This is a genomic window from Paraburkholderia dioscoreae, assembly GCF_902459535.1.
GTDB lineage: Bacteria > Pseudomonadota > Gammaproteobacteria > Burkholderiales > Burkholderiaceae > Paraburkholderia > Paraburkholderia dioscoreae.
The window spans coordinates 3,060,496-3,080,008 of record NZ_LR699554.1 but is presented as its reverse complement, the minus strand read 5'-3'; the positions used below and the strand labels follow the sequence as shown (position 1 = coordinate 3,080,008).

Annotated in this window: 16 protein-coding genes; 10 read left to right on the top strand and 6 right to left on the bottom strand. The window is 61.6% G+C overall.

Going from position 1 to position 19,513, the window contains the following annotated elements; translation table 11 throughout:
- Window positions 1-140 precede the first annotated feature (140 nt).
- The 7 genes from PDMSB3_RS33845 to PDMSB3_RS33815 all read left to right on the top strand — a co-directional run bounded on the left by PDMSB3_RS33845 (window position 141) and on the right by PDMSB3_RS33815 (window position 11,543).
- Window positions 141-422, top strand: coding sequence for a hypothetical protein (locus tag PDMSB3_RS33845; protein WP_007178260.1), 282 nt, complete (start codon window positions 141-143; stop codon window positions 420-422).
- 267 nt (window positions 423-689) lie between these two features.
- Window positions 690-2,111, top strand: coding sequence for an efflux transporter outer membrane subunit (locus PDMSB3_RS33840; protein WP_007178259.1), 1,422 nt, complete (start codon window positions 690-692; stop codon window positions 2,109-2,111).
- A 229-nt stretch (window positions 2,112-2,340) separates the two neighbouring features.
- On the top strand, window positions 2,341-4,923 hold the full coding sequence (locus PDMSB3_RS33835; protein WP_165189310.1) for an FHA domain-containing protein: 2,583 nt from the start codon (window positions 2,341-2,343) through the stop codon (window positions 4,921-4,923).
- Window positions 4,901-6,274 carry an HlyD family efflux transporter periplasmic adaptor subunit gene (locus PDMSB3_RS33830; RefSeq protein ID WP_007178257.1) on the top strand — a complete coding sequence of 458 codons (1,374 nt, stop codon included), beginning with the start codon at window positions 4,901-4,903 and terminating at the stop codon, window positions 6,272-6,274. The genes PDMSB3_RS33835 and PDMSB3_RS33830 overlap by 23 nt, the downstream gene beginning before the upstream one ends.
- A gap of 37 nt (window positions 6,275-6,311) precedes the next feature.
- Window positions 6,312-7,064 carry a peptidylprolyl isomerase gene (locus PDMSB3_RS33825; protein WP_007178256.1) on the top strand — a complete coding sequence of 251 codons (753 nt, stop codon included), beginning with the start codon at window positions 6,312-6,314 and terminating at the stop codon, window positions 7,062-7,064.
- Window positions 7,065-7,131: 67 nt separating this feature from the next.
- Window positions 7,132-10,188 (top strand): peptidase domain-containing ABC transporter, encoded by a 3,057-nt coding sequence (locus tag PDMSB3_RS33820; RefSeq protein ID WP_007178255.1) that lies wholly within the window; start codon window positions 7,132-7,134, stop codon window positions 10,186-10,188.
- Entirely contained in the window at window positions 10,188-11,543 is a 1,356-nt protein-coding gene (locus tag PDMSB3_RS33815; protein ID WP_007178254.1) for a sigma-54 interaction domain-containing protein, read from the top strand. Before PDMSB3_RS33820 ends, PDMSB3_RS33815 begins: the two co-directional genes overlap by 1 nt.
- A gap of 24 nt (window positions 11,544-11,567) precedes the next feature.
- Here the strand turns inward: PDMSB3_RS33815 and PDMSB3_RS33810 are convergent, their stop codons facing one another.
- A complete protein-coding gene (locus PDMSB3_RS33810) occupies window positions 11,568-12,338 on the bottom strand; it encodes a PP2C family protein-serine/threonine phosphatase (protein WP_007178253.1) in 771 nt (256 codons plus the stop codon).
- Between the two features lie 5 nt (window positions 12,339-12,343).
- A complete protein-coding gene (locus PDMSB3_RS33805) occupies window positions 12,344-12,631 on the bottom strand; it encodes a hypothetical protein (RefSeq protein ID WP_007178252.1) in 288 nt (95 codons plus the stop codon).
- Window positions 12,632-13,100: 469 nt separating this feature from the next.
- Between PDMSB3_RS33805 and PDMSB3_RS33800 the strand changes: the two genes are divergently transcribed.
- Together PDMSB3_RS33800 and PDMSB3_RS33795 are read left to right on the top strand one after the other, a co-directional pair.
- Complete coding sequence (locus PDMSB3_RS33800) at window positions 13,101-13,604, top strand: lecithin retinol acyltransferase family protein (RefSeq protein WP_007178251.1); 504 nt, start codon at window positions 13,101-13,103, stop codon at window positions 13,602-13,604.
- Window positions 13,605-13,651: 47 nt separating this feature from the next.
- On the top strand, window positions 13,652-13,906 hold the full coding sequence (locus PDMSB3_RS33795) for a hypothetical protein (protein ID WP_007178250.1): 255 nt from the start codon (window positions 13,652-13,654) through the stop codon (window positions 13,904-13,906).
- A 4-nt stretch (window positions 13,907-13,910) separates the two neighbouring features.
- Here PDMSB3_RS33795 and PDMSB3_RS33790 read toward each other — a convergent pair whose 3' ends face one another.
- From PDMSB3_RS33790 to PDMSB3_RS33775, 4 genes are all read right to left on the bottom strand, one after another.
- Window positions 13,911-14,789, bottom strand: coding sequence for a LysR family transcriptional regulator (locus PDMSB3_RS33790; RefSeq protein WP_165189308.1), 879 nt, complete (start codon window positions 14,787-14,789; stop codon window positions 13,911-13,913).
- Window positions 14,790-14,887: 98 nt separating this feature from the next.
- Window positions 14,888-15,910, bottom strand: coding sequence for a dicarboxylate transporter/tellurite-resistance protein TehA (gene tehA, locus PDMSB3_RS33785; RefSeq protein ID WP_007178248.1), 1,023 nt, complete (start codon window positions 15,908-15,910; stop codon window positions 14,888-14,890).
- A gap of 282 nt (window positions 15,911-16,192) precedes the next feature.
- Window positions 16,193-16,543 carry a response regulator gene (locus PDMSB3_RS33780; protein ID WP_007178247.1) on the bottom strand — a complete coding sequence of 117 codons (351 nt, stop codon included), beginning with the start codon at window positions 16,541-16,543 and terminating at the stop codon, window positions 16,193-16,195.
- 6 nt (window positions 16,544-16,549) lie between these two features.
- On the bottom strand, window positions 16,550-18,025 hold the full coding sequence (locus PDMSB3_RS33775; protein ID WP_165189305.1) for an ATPase domain-containing protein: 1,476 nt from the start codon (window positions 18,023-18,025) through the stop codon (window positions 16,550-16,552).
- 355 nt (window positions 18,026-18,380) lie between these two features.
- On the opposite strand from PDMSB3_RS33775, the gene PDMSB3_RS33770 reads away from it, so the two are divergent.
- Window positions 18,381-19,427, top strand: coding sequence for a phytoene/squalene synthase family protein (locus PDMSB3_RS33770; RefSeq protein WP_165189302.1), 1,047 nt, complete (start codon window positions 18,381-18,383; stop codon window positions 19,425-19,427).
- The last annotated feature ends 86 nt before the right edge of the window (window positions 19,428-19,513 follow it).

The following is a 19,513-nucleotide window of genomic DNA, read 5'->3' as shown; positions in this document are numbered from 1 at the left end:
CCTTTATCTACAGCGTTCCGGAAAATTTCTTAGGATCGGAAAGCAACTCTGGCACAGCCCATGCATTAGTGACAGTCGAGCAGACAAGTTGCTCGAACCCAACCGCAAACTGTGCAGTATTCCCTTCCAGGAGATTTACCATGAACACGCTGACCATCAAAGACCTGTCCATCACCGAACAACTCGACAGCAAGGCCATGAGCGCCGTGCGCGGCGGCACCGGCTTCTATCCGTCGTCGTCGTACTTCAACTTCATGCCGGTGTACGCGCCGAACAACAGCAAGACCGTCAACGCCACCCAACTGATCAACACGCAGATGGACATCCAGAACGCCAACGGCAACAACGCAGCGTTCGTCGCTGGCGTCACGACCACGATCGATCCGCACGTGAACGCAAGCAACAACATCAGCGTGCACTAAACGGCACAGGCCGCCGCGGAGGCCCTGGCGCCTCCGCGGGCTCCAGACGGCCCGCTCCTCAAAAAGATTTCACAGCCAATCGTTCTTTCCACGCGACCCCCGCGTCACCGCCCGATTCCCGCGCCGATCTTCCCGCATTGCTTCGATGGTGAAGCTGCGCAGGAGATGCTTTACTTGAAGGTTGAAGGGCGCGTTCTGCTCGTGCAATGAAGTGGGCGTCATCGGAGACACATCGTGTCAGCGTTGCTTTCATCAGTTCGTCAGCGCATGTTCCGCAAGACCTCGGCGCTGCGCTGCGTTTGGGCGGTAACTGCGTGCGTGCTTTCGCTGTCGGCCTGCATCGATGTCAGCATGCCCGACTACAAGCGCCCCGACACACCGGCCAAGGCGTCCTGGTCGGATCAGAAGGGCGCACCCGTATCCGCTGCCGCGACGATCGAACCCGACTGGTGGAAAGGCTTCCACGATCCCTATCTCGACACGCTGATCGCCAGGGCGATTGCCGGCAACTTCGATATCAAGGTACTGGCCGCGCGTATCGACGTGGCCGGCACGCAGATCGGCGAAGCCAAAGCCGGCGCCTTGCCGACCATGGATCTCGGTGCGGGCGCCGATTTCGAAAAGACCACGCACCAAACCTTCGCCAAGCAGTACAACGTCGCGACGCAGGTGAACTGGGATATCGATATCTGGGGCAAAGTCGAAAAAGGCGTGCAGGCGCAAAAGGCGGAATTCCACGCCAGCGAGGCCGACTGGCGCGCCGGCTACCTCGAACTGGTATCGAATGTTTCCAGCACCTATTTCCAGATTCTTCAATTCGACGACCAGATCGAGCAGCAGCAGAAAACGCTCGAAACGAACCGCCAGATCCTCACGATTTACGACGGCCAGCGCCGCAACGGCCTCGTGCCGCAAACGCAGGTATTGCGCCAGCAGGCGGAGATCAACCGCCTGACCAATCAGTTGCTCGATCTGCGCCGTTCGCGCGCGCTCGCTAACAACGCACTTTGCACGCTGATCGGCGTGCCGGCGGGAGAGTTCCAGATGGCCAAGGGGCATTTGCAGCAGCGCGTGCAACTGCCGCCCGTGCCGGACGGCCTGCCGGCGCAACTGCTTGCGCGGCGTCCCGACGTGGTGGCCGCCGAGTTCAGAGTGCTCGAAGCCTACGACCTGGTCGGCCAGGCCAAGCTCGCACAACTGCCGAGTATCAGCCTGACCGGGCACGGCGGCACAGCGAGTTTTGCACTGACCGACCTGCTGAAGTCGTTCACATACGGCTTCATGCCCAGCATCAACATTCCGCTGCTCGATCCCGGCGTGCGGGCGCATGTGAAAGTCACGCAAGCGCAATCTACGGTTGCCGAACAGCAATATCGCGTGGCGGTGATGGGCGCGTTCGAGGAAGTGGAAAACGCGCTGGTCAATGTGAATTCGCACAAGGAACAGCGCGTGGAGTTGCAGCAGGAGGTGTCGCGGCTGCAAATCGTGGCGGACCAGATCCAGTCGCAATTGCGGCTCGGCGTGGTGTCTCAGCTGGAGGTCTTCGAAACCGAGCGGACCTTGCTGGAGGCGCAGCAGGAACTGCTCGCCAACCATCAGCAGATTCTGTCCGACACGGTGCTGCTTTACAAAGCACTGGGCGGCGGCTGGCCGAGCGTGGATGTGCAGGCACAAGTAAAGGAACACTGAGCTAATCCGTAACGTGGCGCGCAGCAGGGGGTATTTCGGCTGTATCTGACGCACTCGTTGCCTTCATAACTGACAATCGAAAAATTGACACTCGCCATGTGTGACTTACAATCTTTAAGGAGCCCGCTCATGCACGGCTCACTCGAACCATATCTTTCCGCCGTAGTCCTTCGTCCCGTTTCCGTTGCGCACCCAGCGCAACGGGTAAACGCTTAGTGATCCAGATAAAATGGCCGCCGGCGAAGCTCCGATTGCTGAGATGCGCGCGACTGAAGGCGCTGCGTTCGACGTGGTGTTGTCGCCGGCTGCGTCCGCGCAACGTCCTGCGCTCGACGCGATCAGGATCGTCGACAACCTGTTCGCAATCGGGCGCAGCGAGGCACCATTTACCGACTATCCGGCGGAACGGATTGCGCGCCTGTCGCGCCGTCATGCGCGGATTTTCATGGAACATGGCGCGGTGTACGTGGCAGACCTCGGCAGTAAGAACGGCACGACGGTGAATGGCGTCGCGGTGCGGCAAACACCGGCACGCGTGCGCGCCGGCGATGAACTGTGCTTTGGCGACGAGCTCTGCTACCGGGTGAGCATCGAGCCGCGCGCGCGTATCGTCGCGGCCGCCGGTTCGGCCGTCGCGCCGGGACTGCTGCTGGTGCCGCAGCGGGACGATCTCGGCCTGCAACTCATCGAGGTGCAGGCGTTTCCGTTTCTCGTCAGCAAATCGGACGACGTCTTTTCGCGCTACAAGGACCGCTATCCGCATCAGGTCAATTACATTTCGCGGCGACACGCGCATATCTTTCTGAAGGGCGGCGAGCTCTACGTCGAAGATCTCGGCAGCACCAACGGCACATTCGTCGGCGGAAAGCGGCTGGACGAATCCGCGTTGCCGCTCGTAGAGGGAGACGTCGTTGCATTTGGCGGAGATCACTTCGTCTACAGGGTGACGCTGCAGAAGACCCCTGAAGTCGAGCCCACCGTGACCCAGCTATTCCTCAATCCGGCCGCCGCTGAAGCTGCCGATCCTGACAAGACCACCTTCGTCGGCGCCGCGCATTCTTTCCTCGACATCTTTTGCGTCGATCCAGGCCTGCAGCGTGAAGACGAAGTCAACGAGGCGGCGCAGCCTATTTCCGCGCATGGGAAACGCGATACGCCGACGGGTACGGAAAAGGGAGCGAACGGAACGAACGGTGCGAATGGTGCGAACGGAGCCGCCCATGCGGGAGCGGCGAAACGCAGGCCGCAACGTTGGCGTTTGCTCGCGGGTGAACTCGGCAAGGCCTTTGCGATCGGCGATCGCGCGAGCGTGCGGCGCATCGCGATTTGGGGCGGCGTCGGCTTGGTGGCGCTGATTGCGATTGCATCGACGCTATATATGCGCGGTTCGTCGGAGCGCGAGTTGAAGAACCTGCTGGCCAACGGCGATTACAGCAGCGCGGTGACCACGGCAACGGGCTATCTGGCGAGCCATCCCGCGGACACGAAAGTCAGCGCGCTAGCGAGTGAGGCGCTGTTGAAGGCGAAACTCCCCAACTGGCTGAACGTGCTGGAAAAGGCGCAGTTCGATCAGGCCGACGCACTGCTCAACGAAATGAAGTCATTGAGCGCGAACAATGCGGATGCGGCGTCGCTGATTAGTGAATTGCAATGGGTCGGCGATCTGGAGCGCTTCGTGGCGGGACGCGGTGGCATGGATGCGCCGATTCGCATGTACACGGACGAGGGCACGATCGGCAACCTCCTGCAACGCTGGGAAGACGACGCGAAGAGTCACCAGCGCGCGCTCGACCGTATCGCTTCTTATGTACCCGTATTCGCCGACCCTTATGCGCAGGCGCTGAGCCATCTGCGCAAACTCGAAAGCGACGATTCGGTCTACCTCGCCGCGATCGATCGCCTGAACGGGACGATTCGCACCGAACTGGCGCGCGACAAACCCGACGCGCTGCCACCCGTGCTCGACGATTACGCGCAGCGCTACCCGCGTCTCGCGGGCATTGACCGGGTGCGTCAGGATTTGCGCCAATACACGGACTTGCTGAATGCCGCGCTGAGCCGGCAATTGGCACCGTTGGTCGCCATGCTGAAATCGGCGCATTTCGGCACGCCGCCTTTTCAGGCGCAGTTTCAACAAATGGCGGCCAGCCGTTTGCCTTCCCCTGACGTGATTGCGCGCCATGACGCGGTGACGGCGGCATGGCAGCACGGCGACTCACAGCAGGCGCTGGCCGGTTTGCAGGCCATGCCCGCCGGGCCGTGGTCCGATGTGCTCACCGCCGAGCTGGCGCACAAGAAAGCCCTGCTCGATCAATACGCGAACCTGCAAAAGACGCGCGCCGACAAGGATTACGACCAGCGCCTGCTGTCGTTCTACGCGAGCCTCGATCCTGCAACGGACGTGTGGTTTTTGCAGTCGATCCAGAAAGACGTAGCCGCGTTGCACGACAAGGCACTGGCGCGTGCGCAGGATCTGCTGTTGCGCGCGCAGAGCCTGTGGAAACAATATCGCGCGGGCGGATCGATCGGCGGAACGCAACGTCTCGAAGCCGGTATTTCGCCGGGATTTCGCAGCGAGGCGCGTCTGCTTTCCGATGCGCAAACGTCGGCGCAACAGGGCATGCGTATTTACACGCAACTGAAGGCCGATCATCCCGCCGACTTCGACCGTCTGCTTGCGGATATCGAAGCCGAAGCGAATTTGCAGCGCCGTTCGCTGACGGAACTGCGCATGGTGCTGGATCCGGGACTTCTGAAAGCGAAGCTGGCGTTGATCGGAGGCGAGCAGAGTGAAGCGCGACAGTCACCCTAGACCGTTGTCGGAGGCGCTGGAAGATCACAGCGTCGAGGGCATTGCGATTCTCACGGCGGAGCCCGTGCGGATTGCGCGCGCGCTGATCTGGGCGATGGTCGCGCTGGTCGTGGTGGGACTGCTGTGGTCGTTCGTGGGGCGTGCGGATGTGATCGTTAGCGCGCAAGGCACCCTGTCGCCGGAATCGGAGGTGCGCCGGATCTACGCGCCGATCGACGGCGAGCTTGCCGATCTGTATATCGCCGAGGGGCAACCCGTATCGAAGGGCGACGTGCTGGCGCGGTTGAACGCGCGCGGTGCAATCGAGGCCGCCAGCAACGCGTTGCAAGCGCAACTCAAACTGGAAGACGCCGAGCGCGACTGGAAGCAGTTCCCTGAGAAGAAAGCGCTGATGGAGCGTAAAGCGGCCGCGCTCAAGGCGCAGATGGAGGTGGAAGCACACCAGCACGAAAATCGCGTCTCCGAAGGCACGACCAAACTCGCGGAAGGGCAGAAGGCCGAACTCGACGAAGCGCGCAGCGTGCTCGACAATGCCCGGCGCACGCGTGAAGCGGCGCGCCAGGAATTGGACCGCTACTCGCGGCTGTTCGCGCAGCCGGGCGGAGGCGGTATTGCCGAATTGCAGGTGGAGCAGAAACGCACTGCGGCGATGGAAGCGGATAACGCGTACCGTGTCGCGCAATCAAAACTCGCGGAGCTGGATTTCCGCCTGAGCCATGAATACGCACAGGCGAATGCGCAACTGGAAACCAGTGGCCAGCAGACCACCGACCTGCAGCTTCAATACGATTCGGCGGTGCGCGACATTACCGACGCGGAAGACAAGTTGCGCCTGCAACTGCAAAGTGCGCGGCTGGTGTCCGAGGCGGCCGCGCGGATTCGCTTCGAGAACATCGACAAGGATAATTTTCTGCTGATCCTCGCGCCGGTCTCGGGCGTCATTACCGACGTGACCTCGACGCAGCGCGGCGACAAGATTCAGGCGAACGCGCCGCTCGGCGGCATTGCGCCGAAAGACGCACGGCCCGTGCTGAAAATAGAAATTGCCGAACACGATCGCGCTTTTTTGCACGAAGGCTTGCCCGTCAAGCTGAAGTTCAACGCCTTTCCCTATCAGCGCTATGGGCTGATCAACGGCACGCTGGCCTATATTTCCCCGGCCACCAAGCCGTCGTCGACGGACAAGCAGCCGGTCTACGAAGGCCGCGTCACGCTCGACAAGGATTACTACCAGATTGCCGACACGCGCTATCCGTTGCGCTACGGCATGACGGCAAGCGCCGAGATCGTGGTGCGCGAGCGCCGCCTGATCGACCTGGGTCTCGATCCGTTCAGGCAGGTAGCGGGTTGACCGCGCGGATCACACGTCAATTAAAGGAGCGGATGAAATGACCGCGATAGTGCGAATCGATGACGAAGTCGTGGACGTGAGCGAGTTCATTCGCCTTCTGAAACTGACCGGCCAGTTCGAAAGCCTGATCGAGCAGATCGTGCGCGACAAGCTCACGGTTCACGCGGCGAAGAAGCAGGGCATAACCGTGAGCGCCGACGAAATCCAGCAACGCGCCGATCAATTCCGCCGCGTGCGCGGCTTGCATCGCGCGACGGATATGAATCAGTACCTCGACGCGCTCAACGTCAGTCTCGACGAGTTCGAGGCTTTCATTACCGACGGACTGTATCAGGAGAAGATGCTCGACGAGATCGGCAACGAGGCCGCTATCAAGGATTACTTCGCGCTGAATTCGCCGAAATTCGACGCGATCGAGGTGAGCCATATCGTGCTCGACAGCGAGGGCAAGGCGAAGGAAATGATTTCGTATCTGCACGACGATCCCGACAGTTTTGCCGACATGGCGCGCGAGCACTCGATTGCGGATACGCGCGAGGCGGGCGGCGTGATCGGCAAGGTGCTGCGAGGCTCATTGAAGCCGGATATCGAAGCGAAGATTTTCAACGCGGCTGTGGGCGACCTGCTGGGGCCGTTTCCATCGGCGGATCGCTCGTGCTTCGAGATTTTCGCCGTCACGGCCAAATATCCCGCGACGCTGGACGCCGACGTGGCCGCCGAAGTCAGGCGGCTGTTGCGCGAAAGCTGGCTGATCGCACGTGCGCAGGAACACGTGATCGAAGCGCGCTAGTCCGTTCGCGCCCTGCATGCCGCATTGAAACAACGCCACGACACGCCGATTCGAGGTCCGCAAGCACATGGATGCACCCCAGACCGCGCCCTCCGCAGCCGAGTTTCTGACCTCGGTGGAGATCCTTTCGCCATTTTCGCGCGACGAGATCGAGCGTCTTGCCGAATATGCGCAAGCGCGCTTCTATTCCTTCGGCGAAACGGTCTGCTCCGCGGGCGAGACGGCCGACGGGCTATACGTGGTTCGCTCGGGTTCCGTGCGGATTTTCACGGAGGAGCACGGCAAGGAAACCAGCATGGGGGTGCGCAAATCCGGCGAGATCTTTGCCGATATCGCGATGCTGCGCGCCTATGTTCACGAAGCGTCGGTGCGGGCGTCGGCGAAAACCGAGTTGCTGTTCATTCCGCGTGCCGCGATCGAGCCGGTGATCGCCGGCAATCAGGCCGCGCTGGCGTTCGTCGCCAGTTATGTGGCAATCAACTCCGCGGGCGGTTTCGTCGCGCAACTGTTCGATCTGCGTGGCAAGCTGAACAAGGCGGAACTCGAAGAGTATGTGCGCAGCGTCGGTGTGAAGCGGGTCGCAGCCGGCAAGGAGATTCTCAAGCAGGATGGACGCGAGGACCGGCGGTTGTATGTGGTGCGGCAGGGCCAAGTGCGTATTGTCCGGCACGAGGAAGGTCGTGACTACACGCTCGCCACGCTCGGCGAAGGCGAGATATTCGGCGAGAAAGCTTGCCTGATGCGCCAGGAGCAGATGGCCTCGGCTGTCGCGACGACCGATACGCGGCTACTGGTGATTCCTGAGCGCACGGTCCACTTCATTCTCGAACGCAATCCGAAGTTGCGCGAAGTACTCGACGAGCGGATTCGTTACGGCGACCGCGAATTGCAGCGGCAAAAGCGGCTCGAACAGCGGCGCAAGCTGCCGCTCATGCTCGATCTGCAGACCAAACCCGAGTTTGGCGAGAAGGTGATCAAACGCTTCGCGCTGGTCGAACAGGCCGAGGAAATGGACTGCGGCGCGGCATGTCTTGCGATGATATGCCGCCACTACAGCATTCCGATGACGCTCGGCAAATTGCGCGAACTCGCCAACGTCACCACTCAGGGCGCCACGCTCGACAGTCTCGCGCGTGCGGGCGAGTCGCTTGGCTTCACAGCGCGCGGCGTGCAATGCACGTTCGATTCGTTGCGCGGCTTCGACCTGCCGTTCATCGTGCACTGGGAGGGCTACCACTATGTCGTGGTGTATGGGCTTTCAAAAGATTATGTGTGGGTCGCGGACCCGGCGGTCGGCTTCAGGAAGATGACCGTCGAAGATTTCGAGCGCGGCTGGAGCGGCACCTGTCTGCTGTTTGCCGGCGGCCCGAATCTGCTGCAAATGTCCGCCGCGCGTTCGCCGTGGATCCGCTTTGTCGGCTACCTCACGCCGTACAAGAAGATTCTCGGCCACCTGTTTCTCGCCACCTTCGTGATTCAGGTATTGGGCGTGATTCCGCCGCTGATTATCCAGAACATTCTGGACGGCGTGATCGTGCATCAGAATGTCAGCCTGCTGCATCTGCTGATTGGCGGCTTGATTATCGCCAATGTCTTTTCGCAGTTGATGTCGTCGATTCGCGCCTATCTGGCCAATTTCATGGTGCGCAATATGGACTTCGCGATGATGTCGCAGTTCTTCAGGCACACCCTGTCGCTGCCATTCTCGTTTTTCGCCAAGCGCAAGACCGGCGACATTTTCGCGCGCTTCCAGGAGAACCAGACGATCCGCGCTTTCCTGACCGAATCCACAGTCACCACGGCGCTGAACCTGCTGATGGTGTTCATCTACTTCACGATCATGTTCGTCTACAACGTGAAGATGACGCTGGTGTTGATTGCGTTCGTCATTCCGATCATGGCGCTGACCGCGATCGCCACGCCTAAGATCAAAGGCTATGCGCGCGAAGTGTTCACCGCGTCGACCGAATCGAAGTCGTTTCTGATGGAAGCGCTCGCAGGTGTCGAGACCATCAAGGGCATGGGTATCGAGCGGCCGGTGCGTTTGCGTTGGGAGAAGAAGTACGCGAAGGCGCTCGAAGTGCAATATCGCGCGCATGCGTTCAACATTCTCGTGGGACTCGGCAGTCAGTTGCTGAATGCCGCGACCACGATTGCGATTCTCTGGGTCGGCGCGAATCTCGTGCTGGCGCGCGAAATGACGATCGGCCAGTTGATCGCGTTCAACGCGTTCATGGGCAGCGTACTGGGTCCGTTGATGGGCCTGGTCGGCTTGTGGAGCATGCTGAATGATGCCGGCGTGGCAATGGAACGCCTTGGCGATGTACTCGATATCGAACCCGAGCAGAAGCCTCAGGATCTGCCTTCGCGTGTGATGCTGCCAGAACTCCAGGGCGAAATCAGTCTGAGCGGCGTTTATTTCCGCTACGGCGAAAACGACTCGTCGTACGTGCTCGAAAACATCAGCTTCGATATCAAGCCGGGTGAACTGGTGGCGATAGTCGGGCGCAGCGGTTCGGGCAAGACCACGCTCGCCAAGTTGCTGGTCGGCTTCTACACGCCAACCGAGGGCAAGATGACGATAGACGGTTACGATCTCGGCGTGGTCGATAAAGCCTATTACCGCGCGCAGATCGGCTATGTGATGCAGAGCAACCTGCTGTTTTCCGGCACGATTGCCGAGAATATCGCGAGCGGAGACGATGCGCCCGATCGGCGCCGCATCGAGGAAGTGGCGAAGATGGCCGACGCACACGCGTTCATCAGCAAGATGCCGCTCGGCTATGAGCAGATTGTCGGTGAGCGCGGAATCGGTTTGTCGGGCGGGCAGATCCAGCGGTTGTGCATTGCGCGGGCGCTGTATCACGATCCGCGGCTGCTGGTATTCGACGAAGCGACTTCGGCACTGGACTCGCAATCGGAAAGCAATATTCTCGGCAATATGCACGACATCCTGAAAGGCCGCACGGCGGTGATCATCGCGCATAGACTCAGCACGATCATGCGTGCGGACAAGATTCTCGTGCTGTACGAAGGAGCGATTGTGGAACAGGGCCGTCACGAAGAGCTGATTCAGCGCGGCGGTATGTATTACCAGTTGGTCCAGAAACAGTTGAGTGCGTGATGATGAAGATACTCGACCAGATTGAAGAGGCCAGTCCCGCAATTTCGTATGCGGGGCTGATCGAGCGGATCGAGATTTTGCGCTCCACGTTGCGCTGGTCGTCGCGGCTGGAGCGCGCGGACATCGACAAACTACTCCGGCAAGCCACCTCGCTACGCGACGAGGTGATGCAACTGTCGCACAAGGAACGTTTCGTGCAAGCGGCAGTGGCCGCCGAGCCCCAGGAGCGTGTCGATCAATCGCGCGGCGCGCGGCGCAAAGCGCTACTCGAACGCAGCTTCATTTTCGAGGGGACTTTCGGCGACAATCCGCGTTTGCTCGAATCGCTCGAAATCGCCGAGAAAGCGGCGCCGACCGATCTACCCGTGCTGATCGACGGCGAAAGCGGCACCGGCAAGGAGCTGATGGCGAAGGTGATTCACGCCAACGGCTCGCGCGCCGACAAACCGTTTATTTCCGTGAACTGCGGCGCGATTCCCGACAATCTGCTGGAGTCGGAACTGTTCGGACATCGCAAAGGCGCGTTCACGGGGGCTTCGAGCGACCGCAAGGGGAAATTCGAAAGCGCGCATACGGGTACCATTTTTCTCGACGAGATCGGCGAATTGCCGCTCGCCGGCCAGGTGAAGCTGCTGCGCGTGCTGGAAGCGCATGAGATTCAGCGCGTCGGCTCCGATGAAACAATCGCGGTGGATACGCGCATCGTCGCGGCGACCAACCGCAATCTGCGGCAACTCAGCGAAGAGGGCAAGTTTCGCGAGGATCTGTTCTACCGGCTCAGCGTGATTCATGTCACGCTGCCGCCGCTGCGCGAGCGTCGCGATGAAATCCCATTGCTGATTGCGTGGTTCGGCGATGAAGCCGCCGGTACGTTGAAGCGCAGGCCCGTGCGAATGACGCCGCGTCTGCGGGACTTTCTGCTCAACTATGCGTATCCGGGCAATATCCGCGAACTGCGCAACGTGATGTATCGCGTGTCGTGTCTGGCCGGCGATATGGCCGATATCGATCACTTGCCGCTGGACATGCGACCGGCGGCGCCCGGAGCGGCGTCGTCGTTTAACGCCGCGACTGCCACGGGGCAGGAACCAATCAGCGTGACGAACCTGATGTCGTTGAGCGACGCCAAGCGTGCCGCCAGCGACGACGCCGAAAAAGCCTTTCTCGAGCGCGGCCTTCGCGAAGTGAGCGGCACGGTCGCGGAACTGGCTCGCCGTATCGACATGAACCGTTCGCATCTGCAGATGCTGCTGAAGAAGCATGGTCTGCATTCAAAGGATTTCCGCAACCGCAATCAGCCGGCCGCGAACAGGAACGGCGCGGACGACCATGACGACGAAGAAGGCGAGACGTAAGCCCGCAGCGCGACGAAGATGCGCTCAGGGGGCCGGGTTAAGCAGGGTTTTGTCCGATGCGTTGGGATCTTCTGCGCGCACGACCACGGCGGTGATGTTGTCGCGACCGCCGCGCGCGAGCGCCAGGTCGACGAGCTCTTCAGAGGCGTTCGCGCTCGCCGCCTTGCTCAGCACGGCGAGCATGTCTTCTTCGCTGACCTCGTTGCTCAGGCCGTCGCTGCAGAGAAGGAAGACGTCGCCGTCCACGACTTCGATGGCATCGTCGTCGAGTTCGAGCACGTCTGTCGCGCCTACAGCGCGCGTAATCATGTGCTGCGCCGGATGATGCCGTGCCTCTTCCTCGGAGATCACGCCGAGCGACTTGAGCGCTTCGACCTGACTGTGATCGCGTGTGAGCTGCCGCAAGCTGCCTTCGCGCAGCAGATACAGGCGACTGTCGCCGGCCCACACATAGCCGCAGAAGCGGTCGCAGGCGAGCAGCACGACGACCGTACTGCCGATACGCTGCACCTGGCGTCGCGCGGCTTCTTCCCGCAGTTGACGATTGGCGCTTTGCAGGCGCGCGCGCGCGTCGGCGACGAAGGCTTTCATGCTGACCGGCGAGGTGAGCCGGGCGAGTGCATCGATCACCAGACGGCTCGCCAGATCGCCGACCGCGTGCCCGCCCATGCCGTCGGCGACGGCCCAGCGTCCGAGCTCGGACTGGTCGAGGCAGGCATCTTCGTTGATTTCGCGGACGCGTCCGGCGTCGGAACGCGCGGACGACGTCCAGCGAAATTGGCTGGCACAGGTCACAACGTTTACACCGTATCGTTTCTGCTGCGTGCGTCGGGGGAGACACTGATGTTCGAGTTCGCGCCGGCGTTGCGTACGTCGATCGACTGGAACGTGTTGATCATCTGGTTAGCATAGAAGTTGTTGGTCACGTCGTACAGGTTCACGACGGGTCCAATGCTCGGCGTATTGCGTACATAAGGCTGGATCCAGCCGTATACCCACGGTGCGCCGCCGCCACCGCGAATCGCTGTCATCGCTTTACGGTCTAGCGCGAGGTTCAGCGAGAGGTCGTTCACTGTGATAGAAGCCATGTCGTTCTCCGGTTGGCCGCGTGTAACGCGCGCGGTGACGCGCGGTTTGAATGAGTCTGGGCGAAATGGTGCAAGTGCCATGCCAATTCGCGGACGATTCACGCGGTTTGCCGTAACGCCTTGATTGCCGGGCGATTCCGCGTGCTTGCATATCCCGCGCAAGGTGAGGCGCGTAGTCATGGGTCGGCTGGCGCCCAACAAGCTCGGGATTGAACCGATACTGCGCCCAACACATCGAGGCGTTTCACCCGTCCTCATTAATCGACGCGCTTCCACCCCGCGCAGCCGTGACGAATGAGCGCCCTACGCCAACACTTTGGGCGAAATTCTGTCGGCTGGCAACGGACACTCGTCGCATCCGCAACGATCCGATTTCCCGCGAAACCCTTTAAATAAAGGCTTTCGCGCGCATGGCCCGGATGATGCAAATAACCTCGCAACAGTGTTGGAAATCGAAGCGAGGCCAGCCATGAACACGAACCCTCTTCAGACGAGCAGCGAAAGCAGCGAAGACCGCCGCGACGCCGCGTCCACCATCGACCTGCCGGTCGGCGCGCATCTCGTCACGCAACGTCGCGGTTACGAACACCACGGTATCTATGTGGGCAATGGTCGCGTGGTTCATTACGCGGGCTTTGCGAGCTCAGCGCATCGCGGCCCGGTTGAGGAAGTGGAACTGGAACAATTCGCCGCCGGCCACCCGCTGTCGATCCGTTCGACTCCGTCCGCCCGCTACGTCGGCGACGAAGCCGTACGGCGCGCGCGCTCCCGTCTCGGCGAAAACCACTATCGCCTGCTCACGAACAACTGCGAGCACTTCTGTTCGTGGTGCCTGCTCGGTGAAAGCCGCAGCGAACAAGTGCATTGCTGCCTGCGCCATCCGCGCACCGGCATGCATGCGCTGGTGTGCCTCGTGAAGGCTTTCGTGGAAAGCAGTGCGAAGGGCGCTCAGGGTTCCGTGCGGATGGCGTGAACGGGCACCCCTCATTTTCAGTGATTCAGGTATTCAAGGAGAACATCATGGCTGCCGCAGAAAAGAGCTTGCATTGGGCTGTGGACAAATGGCTCGCCCCGACCCCGTCGATGCCCGCGCGCGTCGTGCAGTTCTGCCACCGCGCATCGCAGCATCAGCGCTATGTGTGCGTGGAAGCTTTGCGGCCTGGCGGGCTGCTGTCGATCTTCTTCTTCCGTCATGACGACGGCTCGTGGAATGTGTTCCCGCCGCAAGCCGAACGGCCCGCAATGAACGGCCATCGCCGCACGGTGCTTTGCTAGCCGGCTAATTCGGCGCCTGTGCGGCCGCCTCCTTGATGATCCACCGATTGAACAGCAGCATCGCCGGTGTAATGGGTTTGCCCTTCAACCAAGTCAGCCAGTAACTGCCGGCATGAACCTCCACCTCGAACGGGTGCACAAGCCGGCCTGTGTTGATCTCGTGATCGAACATCAATGCGGGTGCGAGCGCGATACCCGCGCCCTGCATCGCCGCTTCCACCATCAATCGCGACGAATCGAACACCGGTCCGCGAATCGGCCGCGGCGGAATGCCAGCGGCCGCGAACCAGCTGATCCAGTCGTCGGCGCGATAGGAGCGCAGCAAGGTCTCGTTGGCGAGATCCTCCGGCTTCGACAGACGCGCGGCGATCTCCGGCGTACATAGCAGCGCGAGCGGCGCGTCGAGCAGGCGGGTTGCGAGCGAACCGGGCCACGTGCCGTCGCCGAAGCGGATCGCGAAGTCGAGACCTTCGGTCGCGAGATCGACCAGATTGTTGTTCGTGAGCAGGCGCAGTTCGACGAACGGATGCGCGTCGCGAAACGACTTCAGGCGCGGCATCAGCCAGCCCACCGCGAACGTGCCCACTACGCCGACCGTCAGCACCTCGTGAAAGTGGCCACCTTCGAATTGCTTGAGTACGGCTTCGATACGATCGAACGCATCGGTCAACACGGGACGCAGCGCGAGACCTTCATCGGTCATGGCAAGGCCGCGCGGCAGACGCTTGAAAAGTGCAGTGCCGAGCCGCTCCTCCAGGGTTCTGACCTGCTGGCTGACGGCGGCCTGGGTGACGTTCAGTTCGAGCGCCGCGCGCGTGAAACTCAGATGCCGCGCGGACGATTCGAAAGCGCGCAGCGCGTTCAACGGAAGATACGGTCGCATGGCGAAGGCATAAGGTTTTCTTTTGAGTTGACTAACTTATCATCGTTTGTCAGCGGCCGGCCGAATTCCGATAGCCTCGCTCCATCCGTTCCGGGGAGCTAGCCGGCCCGTACGATACGTGAAGCGGCCGGTGCCTGCGATGCGGGCCGCGAACCGGCGGCCGCAGTGGCCGTGGCGGGAATCAGCTTGCCATGCACCAGCAAACCCAGCGTCTTCACCACCAGAATCGCGATGATCAGATTCGCCGCGATGAACAGACCCGGCGCGGCCCATTCGACCGGACCCGTCGCGCCTCGTTCGACCATCCGAAGGACCATTGTGGGCAGTGCTGCTACGCCGAAGCTGAAGGCCCAGTAACCCGGCACGAAAGCCTGTTGGCGAATCCACGGCAGCAGACGCAGCAGCAACAGCGCCTGGTACAGGCCGTAACCTAGCAGGGCCAGGGCGAACAGGTCGGGCGTGCCGCTGCTCAGGCTCAGATAGGTCACGCCTCCCACCACCGGCGGCGCGAGTTGCACGCCCAGCAACGGGCGCAATGCGTCGGGCAGCGGTTCATGCACGGCGGCGCGGTGCAGGATCAGCGATTCGATCGCGAGCCACGACAACAGACCCACCCCGAAAAAAAGCCCGCCCAGTTGATGGAACCCGAAGGCGGCCGCAGCCGTGCCCGCCACGAAGCTCGGTGCCACGGTCGGCAGATAAATGGCAGGTGTCACCAGTTCGGGCTTGCGCCCGCCCTGCCAGAGCCGTCCATGCAAATACACGCCGAGCGCGAGTTGCGCGACCACGGCCACGCCGAACAGCGCGAGCGCCAAAGTGTGCGCGTACGGCTGGAGAAGCTGCGCGGCCAGCAGACTCGAAACGGGGCCGAGCGCCGCAAACGACGATTGCACAGGATGCTGCATTTCCGCGCGGGCTTCGGCGGCATGCGTCAGCCACTTCTGGCCGTATGCCGCCAGAATCACCAGCCACACGACGAGCGCGGCCACCGTCATCAAGGTGCCGATGGCGGCCGGCAGGTGCCAGAGCCTGATCGCTACGCGCCACAAGTTGGCGAACGCCAGCGCGCCCACTGCGATTCCGAAGAAAGCAACTGGAATCGTCCCACGATTGCTGTTCATCACCGATCCTCCGAAAATTGCGTCGCGCTCCACTGTTCCGGCTTCGCGCGATCGATGGCGTACTGTAAAAGGCGGTGGCAAAACGCGGAACGCTGGGCACGCTCAACAAATGGCGCGATCGTCTCAAGATGCTGGAAGCGGTCGGGTGGAGGATTTTTGCGGCGTTGCGTTTCGTCGCGGTTTTCCGTGTAGCCCGGATGTTCTCGCAAGGAGAAAGAGGTTGTGGACGGGCGCGCTCGCAGCAAGCGCTGCAGCCCGCCAGGTCAGCGGTCCGGCGCCGCTTTATACGGCCATGCGCTGAAGCATCGCCAGCAGTGTGTCGAACGAAAGCGGCTTGCGTGCGTATTCGATGGTCGGATTCGGCTGCACGGGGATATCCGCGGCCGCGCTGCACAGAATGATCGGAATGGCGCGCAGATCGGGGTCGGCGTTCAGCGCCGCGCACAATTGCAGCCCCGACATGACCGGCATCATGCAGTCCGACACGATGATGTCGGGCCGCGTCTTGCGTATCTGTTCGAGTGCGGCGGCCCCGTTCGACGCGACCATCACGGTGTAGCCGTGCCGTTCCAACAGTAGCCGCCATACCGTGAGAATGTCGAACTCGTCGTCCACGACCAGGATGGTTTTCATGGGCGGCTACGTATTTCGTCGCGGTGGCAGCGTGGCCGACAGGCCTGTTGCCGGGTACGCGCTGGCGGGGTTCCCCAGGTTTTCGACCACGTCGAGACCCTGAGACGAAATCACGAGCTCTCGCAAGGAAGTGTCGTGGGCGCTTTCACGCTGCTTGACCACGGAAATCATGCGCCGCAGACCCGCCTCCGTTTCGGCGTAGCGCAGCAGCAGGAGATTTTCGGTCAGCGCCGAGACCCGCACGCTTTTCGCATGGCTGGAATCGGCGTAAAGCGGCAGCTCTTCTGTCAGCAAGGTGGTGACGCAGGCTTCGCGAAGCTGGTGCAGCAGCGCATTCAGAAAGAGGCCGAAGCGCTCGGTGCGCAACGCCGAATCGCGGAATCCTTCTACGCCGTCAATGACGATGCGCGACGCGCCGATCTTCCTGACCGTGGCGAGTGCGGTGGCCGCGAGTTCGTCGACGGCGAGCTCAATGGCGGGCTGCCACTGGATCACGAGCCGGCCGTCCTCATGAGCTTCGGTAAGCCCGATCGACACAGCCTCGGCTTTGCCGATCAACCGCTGCGGTCCTTCGTAGAAGCCCAGATACACACAGCGTTCGCCACGCGCGATGCCGGCGGCGAGAAATTGCAGGCAGAGCAGCGTCTTGCCGACGCCCGACGGGCCGATCAGCGTAGTCGTGGAGCCTCGCGCAAAGCCGCCGCCGAGCAGGGCGTCGAGATGCGGCAGGCCGAACCCGAGGCGCGTTTTCAGATCCACCGGACCCGGCTGCACGGCACATTGCGCTTCGAGACGCGGGAACATCAACAGGCCGCTTTCGGCAATGCGGAAGAAATGCTTGCCCATCAGGTGATTGCGCGCGCGCATCTTGTGGACTTCGATTTCGCGCGCGCGGCGCATGCCGTCGCTGTACCGGTTCAGTTCGATCAGGCCGTCGACCAGCGTATGTTCCGGATGCGGTTCGTTACCGGAGAGCGGGGCGAGCAGCAAGGTCGTGCAATCCATAGCCGCGACCAGCGCGTTCAGCTCATGAATGAACTTCGACAGCGACAACTCGGTTTCGCTGAATTCGCGCGCGCTGCGAAAGCCGTCGATAATCATCAGGCTCGGCCGGTAGTCATAAATGCTCGACGCGATCAGCTTGAGGAAGCCGTCGAGACCGTCCTGCATCAGTTCGTGATAGCCGGACACGAACAGCATCTGCTGTGCGACCGCGTTCTCGTCGAAGAAGCTCAGACCCTTGAGATGCCCGAGCAGCTTGTCGTGCGATTCGGCGATCAAGGTCATATACAGCACCTTCTCGCCCTGGCTTACACGATGAAAACCAATCTGGCTCGACAGAATCGTCTTGCCGGCGCCCGCCATGCCTTCCAGCAGGTAGACGCCGCCGCGGACCAGACCTCCGCCCAGGATCTCGTCGAAACCGGGGACGCCCGTTTCGACATTGGATCGGGAAGACGTCGGAGATTCGTGGATAGTCATTGTCGAAGTGTCATTCAAGGTGTGCAAAAGCGACAGCTCGTACCCGAACCGTCTGTTGCTCAAACTACATACGCCAGCAATTCGCGTTCCCGCTGCGGGACGGCAACGCTGCACATCGGCATGGATGCAGGGGGATTCTACCTGGCAGCGGCTGGCTTGGCGAACGGCAATAACCGGGCGGCGCATGCGGGAGGTGTGGCGAATGGGCGCGACGGCCCGTGCTGAGCGCCGGCATGCAGGCAAGTCTTTCATCCGTGCAAGATGACGGGAAGGAGAGCGGGAGCGCCGCGCCGTATACAATTCGGCAGCGCCAGATTCTTGCCCGCTTTTCGCCAATCCTGACCTGATCCCATCCATGCCGAATCCGACCCGGGCCTTTCTTCTCGGCCCGCTCCTGAAAGGCGTTTCACGCTCCTTCTATCTCACGCTGCGCGTGCTGCCCGCCGGGATGCGCGATCCAATCGGACTTGCCTACCTGTTGGCGCGTGCGGCCGACACGATTGCGGACACCTCGCTGATCGCGCCCCAACGGCGGCTTGCCCTGCTGCTATCGCTGCGCGAACAGGTGAACGGCGCAACAGACGACGCCGCGCTGTTCCAGCGCATGGCCGCCGAAGTGGCGGGGCAGCAGGTCCAGTCGGATGAGAAAGTCCTGCTCGAATCGCTCGGCCCCGCGCTCGACGTGCTGTCGCAACTGAGCGAATTCGACCGCGAGGCGGTGCGCGAGATCGTATCGACGCTGACCGAAGGCATGGAGTTCGACCTTCGCACTTTCCCCGACGAACGTTCCGGCCAGATCGCGGCGCTGCGCGAATACGACGAGCTCGACCGCTACACGTATCTGGTGGCGGGTTGCGTGGGCGAATTCTGGACCACGATGACTTACGCGCACATGCCGGGCACGCTGAAGGAACGGCCCGAGATCATGGCGCGGCGCGGCGTGCGTTTCGGTAAGGCGCTGCAGATGACCAACGTGTTGCGTGATTGCGGCAAGGATTTGCGGATCGGCCGCTGCTACCTTCCGCAGACCATGCTCGACCGATATGGTCTAAGCGCGCAAGACCTGCTGTTGCCGGGCAACTCCGTGCGTGCCCGGCCGTTGATGATCGAGCTTCTGCGCAAGACCGTGGATCATTTCCGCGAAGCTCTCGACTATACGCTGGCCATTCCCGCGTCTGCCGTACGGCTGCGCCTCGCGAGCCTGTGGCCGATTCTGATCGGTCTGGAGACGCTGATCCTGCTGGTGGACAACGACGCCTGGCTCGATCCGCAGAAAGTGTCCAAGGTACGGCGCAATAAGGTGTATCAGATCATCGCTTCGTCGCTGTTGCTGGTGCCTTCGAATGGACTGGTGCGTCACGCGGTCGAACAGAGAATCAGGCAGATCGAAGCGCGTTTCTGAACCTCGTGAACCGTTTGCGGTTCGATGAGGGGCCTCGCCGTATTCCGACGGATAGCCCGCCTGTCTCATAGGCAATGTGGGCGAAC